This window comes from Candidatus Atribacteria bacterium (assembly GCA_011056645.1).
Lineage (GTDB): Bacteria > Atribacterota > Phoenicimicrobiia > Phoenicimicrobiales > Phoenicimicrobiaceae > Sediminicultor > Sediminicultor quartus.
In genome coordinates, this window is the sequence record DSEL01000007.1 from 1 (window position 1) to 8,314 (window position 8,314).

Genomic DNA, 8,314 nt, shown 5'->3' on the forward strand with positions numbered 1-8,314 from the left:
ATTAAAAATATTTCGAACTAACTATATAGAACTTGTCCATTTTTCATGACAAAATCTATATTTTGCAAAACTTTAATATCATCTAAAGGATTTCCTTTAAAGGCTATGATATCAGCCGCTTTGTTGGGTTCGATTGTACCAGTTATTTTATCAATCCCTATGGCTTCGGCGCTGTTTTTTGTTCCCGATATAATAGCCTGCATTGGTTTCATTCCCCACTTAACCGCTAATTCAAATTCCTTCGCAAATTGATCTTGAGGATGAGTAGGATATCCTACCAAATCTGAACCTAAAGCATATTTAATTCCCTTCTCTATATTTTTTTTAAAATCTCTTTTCATGGTTTCCCAATGAATTCTATATATTTCTTTTCGTTTTAAGGAATAATTATACTTTTTTTCAGCTTTGATATGGAAATAAATTTGCGATATAGTGCTTACAATCATTTTTTTTGTTTTTAATATTTTATTTCTAGTTTCTTCATTAATGCCGTAACCATGATTTATTAAGTCTATTCCGTTATTAAGTGCAAGTTGAACAGATATATCTCCGATGCAATGTGCTGATACTTTTAATCCATTTAAATGAGCTTCTTCCACAACTGCTCTAACTTCCTCAGCACTATAGGCTGCTACTGTCATACAAGGGTTATCTCCCCAAATATGGTTACTATCATAAATATGTCCCTTAGAAAGTCCAATTTTAATAATATTTGCGCCTTGACGAATACGTTCTCTAACTTTTTTACGAAGCTCATCAACACCGTCTGCAAATATGCCTGATTTGTTAACAATATCTATAGGAATATCAAAATAATCCCATGTCCCTCCTGTGGAACAAATAAATTCTCCAGCACAAATAATACGTGGCCCTTTGATATATCCTACATCTATCAACTTTCTTAATACAGGAGAAATTGAAGAACCTTGACAACATGCTGAAGTAATACCTGCTTTTAACATTTTCCCTGCCTCACATAAGGCTCTTAAAATTCTTGACTCCTTTGTTTCAGTAAATTTTTCCTTCACATCCAAACTTGGTACTCCAAAGAAATGCATATGTGCATCAATCAAACCAGGCATAACTGTTTTATCGCTTAAATCTGATACCTCTATATTTTTAGGTATAACAGTCTTTTTTGCTTTAGAAATTCTTTGGATTTTGTCATTTTGGATTAATATATGTATATTTTCTTTTGGCTCAAAACTTTTTCCATCGATGAATATTCCGGCTTTTATTAATTTAGCTTGTTTTTGATGATTCAAAATTTTTCTCTCCCCATGAACTGATAACATAATAAACACACATTAATTTTGTAATATAATTTATATTTATTTCTTTTTCTTTATTTATAATTAGCTTACCAGATGCCCATTCTAAATATTGTATTTAGGAGGAAGGGCATCTGGTTATTTAATATTTTTTTATCTTAATAGGAATTTATCTTTCCAACAATCTCTTTTGTTTTATTAAAAATTAATTTTCTTCAACCACTTTATCTACAGCTTCTAATGCCTCATTAATTAGATCAATATTGATTTTGGTCTTTAACCACTCAATGACAGGCCCCTGTGTGGCTTTTTTAAATAAATCTTTTTCATCAGGGCTAAGAGCATAGACTTCCATTCCCGCTTCCTTTAAAGTATTAATCCCCATAGCTGCGTTTAGTTGTGAAACTCCACGCCCAACCAAGTTGGCAATTAAAGCTGCATCTTGTACTATCTTTTGTAAATCAGAAGGTAATCTTTCAAAAAAATCATTATTTATAAGGAACCAATTAACTCCATAAACATGTCCGTCTAAAGTCAAATAATCCTGTACCTCTGCAAAATTAGCAAAAATTATTGTTCCCACTGGATTTTCCTGGCCATCAACGATACCACTTTGTAAAGCAGTATAAGTTTCAGTCCAGGCAATTGGAGTAGGATTCGCACCTAACGCTTCTACCATTGTAAGAAATAAAGGACTTTCTTGTACTCTAATTTTTAATCCTTTCATATCTTCAGGAGTATGTATAGGCCTTACACTATTAGTAAAATTCCTATACCCTATCTCAGAGAATCCCATATTTTTCAAACCCGTCTGTTCTAATAGTAGTTGTGATAACTTGTCTCCAAAAGGACCATCTAAAACTCTATATGCTACTTGCACATCAGGAAAAAGATATGGGATATCTGTAATCATTGCAGAAGGAAAGAAACTTCCTACTACACCTGATGCTAAACCGGCTTCCATCGTCCCTGTCATAATTGCTTCAACATATTCGCGTTCACCACCAACAGCACCAGCACCAAATACTCTAACCTCTATTCTATCTCCACTTCTACTTTCTACGAGTTGTTTAAAAGTCATTGCAATAGCATGTTGATGAGCTTTATACACATCTATTGCACTTGAATGGGCAATCTTTAACACATACTCACTTTCAGCGTTTACTGCACTTGCTCCAAGTTGTAGCAATAAAAAAATGATAAAAAGAAGAGCAAAATATCTAATTAAAGAATTTATTTTTTTCATAACAACAAGCCCCCTTATTTCTATTTTCTTTTTATACCTATTTCTTAACTGTATAACTATCTAATTACATCCCTTTCTTTTATTTCCAAGATTAATAGCAATAATTAATATTTTGTCATTAATATTGAAAAGTACATACACCCCCCTTCTTAAAATTAGAAGTTTAGCGCAAAGAGAATAATTACTTATAGCATTGTTTATTACAAAATAACAAATCAATTTTCAAATATGATTGCCCCCTCATTTCCTTCTTTAAAGACTCTAATAGCTTCCTCTGCTTGTTCTAAGGAAAAACTCCTGGTAATAACTGGTTCAGCTAGAACCTTATTGATTTCCACCCAACGTATTGCTCTCAAAAAATGTTTCGTTAAAAGCGCCACATCGCCACAAATGGTTAATCCTTTTCTTATGACGCTTAAGGGGGCTATTGTAGCTTCAGGATAAAGACCAAAGGTAGAAACCCGTGCTTTTGGAGCAGCTAAATCAATGGCCATGGAAAAACATTTTGGCGAATTAGCAGTTTCAATGACAATATCTACGCCTCTTCCCTTGGTCAATTCCATGACTTTCTTAATAGGATCTTCTTTACTTCCATTGACAATAATACTGGCTCCTAATTTTTTTGCAATTTCAAATCTTGTTTTATCTTTATCAAGACCGATAACAAATATTTCTGAAATTCCTGAAGCTTTTAAAGCTTGCAAATGGAAAAGTCCGATTTTTCCGGGCCCAATAATAACAGCTGTTTCTCCTAAAACAGGTTTAACATTTGCTAATGATCTAACAGTTAAGCCCATAGGCTCCAAGCATGAAGCATTTCTAAAAGAAATATTATCGGGTAATTTATGAACTAATTCTTGCGGAACAAGAATATATTCTGCAAAGGTACCATCACAGGTAAGTCCTAAATGTTCCCAATACTGGCACATATTTTTATTCCCTAACTTACAATCAAGGCAATGTCCACAACCTTGTAAAGCCTCAAAAGCTACTCTTTCGTCGACTTTAAAGTCTTTTACTTCCTTACCGATATCTGCAATGACTCCCACTCCTTCATGGCCTGGAATGATGGGGATAGGAACAGGTTTCTTCCCCTTATATCTGTTCTCCAGAAGTGAGATATCAGTACCACAAATAGCCGTTGCTTTCATTTGCACTAAGATATCACATGCTCCGACCTTAGGAACATCTACCTCTCTTACTTCATAAGCACTAGGTTCTTCGCTGTATTTAACTAAAGCTTTCATATTATTATGCCTCCAAAAAATAATTTTAAACTAATTGAATACATTTATGATTATCTTATATAACCCAATAGATTAGGTAACCATAAGGTCAGAAAAGGCACATAGGTTACTATTAAAAGTGTCATTATCTCAACAATTAAAAATGGTATAATTGCTACAGATATCCTTTCTAATGATATCTTTGCAATACCACAAGATACATATAAACATAAACCAACCGGTGGAGTAATTAGGCCTATCATTAAGTTTAAAACCACAATGATTCCAAACATAACCGGATGGATTCCGTATGATACTGCAATCGGTAAAAAGATTGGGACTGTAATAATCATTGCTGCGGTTCCTTCCATAAATGTTCCTAAAAATAAAAGTAAAATATTCAATATCAATAGAAACATAAATGGGGTGGAAATATAATCATTAAAAATACTAGCCATTAATTGTGGAATTTGTTCAACAGACAGCAACCAGTTAAATATATTTGCACATGCTATAACCAAAAAAACTACACCAGTAGTTTTGGCAGTATCTATAAATGCATTACATAAATCTTTTATTTTTAGAGTACGATATACCAAGAAGCCGATAATTAATGCATAAACAACCGCCACAGCAGAAGCCTCAGTGGCGGTAAATATTCCCGAAAGAATCCCGCCTAAAATGATTAAAGGCATCAATAATGGAACAATGGCATGGATGCAACACATGATAAATTCTTGCCATCCTATTTTCTCTTCTCTTTTAGGGTAATTCCTCTTTACCGAAATGAAGTAAGATAAAGCTAATAATGACAAACCCACCAAAATACCCGGCAACATACCTGCTATAAATAACGCTGCCACAGATTGACCGGATAATAAAGCAAAAATGACCATCGGTATACTGGGAGGGATAACAGGTCCGACTACAGAAGATGCAGCAGTAATAGCGGCACTAAAATCAATATCAAATCCTCTTTCTTTCATGGCAGGAATCATCATTGAACCAATGGCTGATGCATCAGCTACTGCCGAACCGCTTATACCAGCAAGAAACATATTTGTAACTACATTAATATGGGACAAACCACCCTTGATATGGCCAACAAAAAGATCTGAAAATTTTACTAGTCTGGTAGTTATCCCGGATTTATTCATTAATTCTCCGGCCAATACAAAGAAAGGAATAGCCATAAAAGGAAATACATCGATACCTGTAAACATCCTCTGGGCAATGACCATGAACGGGACATGATTGGTATATAATATAGCTATACTGGAAATACCAAGACAAAATGCAATCGGAATCCCTATCAATAAACATACTATAAAAACTACAATACCAAATACCATTTATTTTCTCCTAAAATATTATTCAAATTGAATTATTTATTCCTGTTTCTTAAATGCTATTTTTTTATTACTGCGCAAATATTTTTAAAAATTATATAAACAACTTCAATTGCCATTAAAAGAGCGCCGAATGTTACAGACAGATATGGATATATCATAGGTATTTGTACCGAAGGAGACGTCTGGATTTTCACAATTCTAAACACACTTAATGATTGGGTAAAGAGTGTTATTAAAAAAAATAAAACGAGTAAGTAAGAAACGATCTTAATAATATGTTGATAAATTAATGGAAAATAATTCACAAGAAAACTAACGTTGACATGACTTTCATCTCTGAAAGCCATAGCCATCCCGATATAGGCAAACCATACCATCAAATATCTTGCTAATTCTTCGGTCCATGATAGTGAATTATTTAAAATATAACGATAAAAAACACCTATTGCAACATTACTGACCATAATAGCTAATAAAATAATAACTAAATTTTCTTCAATAATCTTTACAACACTGTAGATTTTATTAACAATTTTTAAAAACATAATTATATTTCCTTTTTTATTAATACAGATGCCCTATTTTTATTCTCAAAAGGAAATTTATTCATCATAATAGGGCATCTGTTTACTCGGGTTAGAATTTAGCTACAAATCCAGTTGTTATAAGCTGCTTATTGAATTTGAGATTTCAGGTCTTCCACGGTTTTATCTACAGTTTTCATTGCTTCATTGATTAACTCAATATCAATTTTAGTCTTTAACCAATCAATAACCGGGCCTTGCGCTGCTTTTTTAAATAGAGCCATTTCTTCTTCAGTGGGTGCATAGATTTCCATACCAGCTTCCTTAAGTGTCTGTAATCCTACAACAGAAGAATTCAATTGTTGAAGACCACGGCCAACTCCCGAAGAAATTTTGGCACAATCGACGATAATATATTTCAAATCATCGGGCAAACTTTCAAAGAATTTGTTATTCATGACAAACCAGTCCACACCATATACATGCCCGTCTAGAGTTAAATATTTCTGCACTTCCTGGAATTTTGCAAAATTGATAGTAGAAATTGGATTTTCTTCCCCATCAACAACCCCACTCTGTAAAGCAGTATAACATTCAGTCCAGGCTATAGGAGTAGGATTAGCACCTAAGCCATTTACCATATTTACAAAAAGAGGATTTTCCTGTACCCTAATCTTTAATCCTTTCATGTCTGCGGGTGTATGTATTGGTCTTACATCATTGGTAAAATGTCTGAATCCTACTTCAGCAAAAGCTAAATTGCGAAGCCCGGTTTTCTCTAATAACAGAGCAGATAGCTTTTCTCCGAATGGTCCATCTAAAACTCTCCAAGCAATGGTAGCTGAAGGAAAGAGATAGGGAATATCTGTTACCATTGCTTCGGGTAAAAATCCACCCATTACACCTGATGCAATCCCTGCCTGCACTGTTCCTGCCATAATAGCTTCTACATACTCGCGCTCAGCACCAAGAGCTCCGGCACCATAGACCTGTACTTCAATTCTTCCGCCAGCTCTGGCATTGACTAAATTTGCAAATGTCAAACATTGAGCATGCTTCCTTGAAGTAAAGATATCGGTAGCATCGGCATGGGCAAGCTTTAATATTATAGGTTGATCAGCTGCGTAAGAAGTCGAGAATACTAAGCAACTAAATACTATTAATATCGCCATTGATAATAAGATTGATTTTTTACTAAACATTATTATACCTCCATTTAGGATTTTTTTATTTTATTACCATCAGTTCACAAATACTATTTTATTACATGGATCACCTCCTTAAATAATCTTTCATTTCTCAAAGAACTCGAAAATCATCGACCAATTAAGAAATAATCTATTTTAGGATTATGACGGCCAGGCAATCGTATAGATATGTTTTCCACCGTCTGAAGGTCCTTTTAACAATTTATCTATTTCTTCTTTATCTCGTTGAGTCATGTATTTAGCTTCCGGTAAAACTCCCGGGGGAAATTTCTCTAAGATATCATCATGCAATTTAACGACATAATCTAAGTATGTTTCTATGGCTCTATACGCTTTTTCTGCTTTAGCAAGAGAAGGTTTGCCTAAAACTCCTTCGGGGTAGATAATGCACTCAATACCGCCACCACCAATGTGACTTTGGCCAGGAATTGGATAATTGTAAATATCGCCTCCTTTATCTATATGCCCTTCCGGTAAGAATCCCCAGGTTTTTGTATCTACCGCATTTTCCATTTGTACAAATTCCGGAAAAAGGGCCAAACAGATGGAATTTTCTGCTTCATCGCCATGGCGAAATACCGTTTCAAATTCACCGCCATGGGCTTTATCCTTCAATCCTTCTCCCATAATTTTCGGGACATCAAGAAAGATAATAACTGCTGGTACTTGATACTTTTTCCCCCATTCTTGAATGGCAGATGGGATAATGTATTCCTGCCCATGACTACTCATAATGACTTGTTTTCGAAATCCAGTATTCCAATACCCCGATATTATTGACCTAATGTAAGCAGAGTTAACTTCATCAGGTATTGGAACGGTTCCTTTTTGCCCTAAATGTGAAAAAGGATGTGAGGCATACCAAACAGGTTCTGCAACAGTACATCCGGTCTTCTGGGCAATCATTTCTGCCATGCGTGTTACAATAAAGGTATCTTCACCATAGGGTTGGGCATCACCATGATTCTCTGTGGAACCTAAAGGAATAAGCAGAATATCGTTTTTCTTGAGTCTTTCTTCCACATCTTTCTTGGTCATGGTCTGATAATAAATCTTATCCGGTTTTTCCATATGACCTCCCTGAGGAGGTAAATTCCATTTACTCATCCTTTTTACTCCTTCTTTCTTTTATCTAAGTATTGATTTTATAATATTACATTCCCTGTCTTACTTTCTATGACTGGGCAATTGGGGAGAATAAATCCAGACAAATCGCAGTACTTCATCCCCTGTGTTTAAGATTTTATGGGATTTCCCAGGAGGATTAAATATAACAGTACCCGGGTAAAGATCAATTTCCTCATCTTCGGTAACAAATTTACCTTCTCCTGCTACAAAATACATCACTTCCTCTTGGACATCGTGTTTGTGTTCCGGAACCATACCTCCTGGATAAGTCTCGTTGACTCCCATAGCAAGATTTTTTGAACCGACGGTTTTTTCCGAAACTAATATCCATGAAGTTCTGGGCGGTTCTCTTCTTTCTC

The 8,314-nt window shown here is 34.7% G+C and carries 8 protein-coding genes; all 8 read right to left on the reverse strand.

The annotated features are described in order from the left end of the window. Positions 1 to 17 precede the first annotated feature (17 nt). A complete protein-coding gene (locus tag ENO17_00195) occupies positions 18 to 1,295 on the reverse strand; it encodes an amidohydrolase family protein (protein ID HER23475.1) in 1,278 nt (425 codons plus the stop codon). A 181-nt stretch (positions 1,296 to 1,476) separates the two neighbouring features. Further along, a complete protein-coding gene (locus tag ENO17_00200; GenBank protein HER23476.1) occupies positions 1,477 to 2,517 on the reverse strand; it encodes a DctP family TRAP transporter solute-binding subunit in 1,041 nt (346 codons plus the stop codon). 215 nt (positions 2,518 to 2,732) lie between these two features. Further along, complete coding sequence (locus tag ENO17_00205; protein ID HER23477.1) at positions 2,733 to 3,764, reverse strand: hypothetical protein; 1,032 nt, start codon at positions 3,762 to 3,764, stop codon at positions 2,733 to 2,735. A 50-nt stretch (positions 3,765 to 3,814) separates the two neighbouring features. Next, positions 3,815 to 5,095 (reverse strand): TRAP transporter large permease, encoded by a 1,281-nt coding sequence (locus ENO17_00210; protein HER23478.1) that lies wholly within the window; start codon positions 5,093 to 5,095, stop codon positions 3,815 to 3,817. 56 nt (positions 5,096 to 5,151) lie between these two features. Then, positions 5,152 to 5,640, reverse strand: a complete 489-nt coding sequence (locus ENO17_00215) for a TRAP transporter small permease (GenBank protein HER23479.1) — start codon at positions 5,638 to 5,640, stop codon at positions 5,152 to 5,154. A 128-nt stretch (positions 5,641 to 5,768) separates the two neighbouring features. After that, complete coding sequence (locus ENO17_00220; GenBank protein HER23480.1) at positions 5,769 to 6,791, reverse strand: DctP family TRAP transporter solute-binding subunit; 1,023 nt, start codon at positions 6,789 to 6,791, stop codon at positions 5,769 to 5,771. A gap of 177 nt (positions 6,792 to 6,968) precedes the next feature. Further along, positions 6,969 to 7,934, reverse strand: coding sequence for a creatininase family protein (locus ENO17_00225; GenBank protein ID HER23481.1), 966 nt, complete (start codon positions 7,932 to 7,934; stop codon positions 6,969 to 6,971). Positions 7,935 to 7,994: 60 nt separating this feature from the next. Next, on the reverse strand, positions 7,995 to 8,314 hold a 320-nt coding region (locus ENO17_00230; GenBank protein HER23482.1), incomplete at its 5' end, for a cupin domain-containing protein.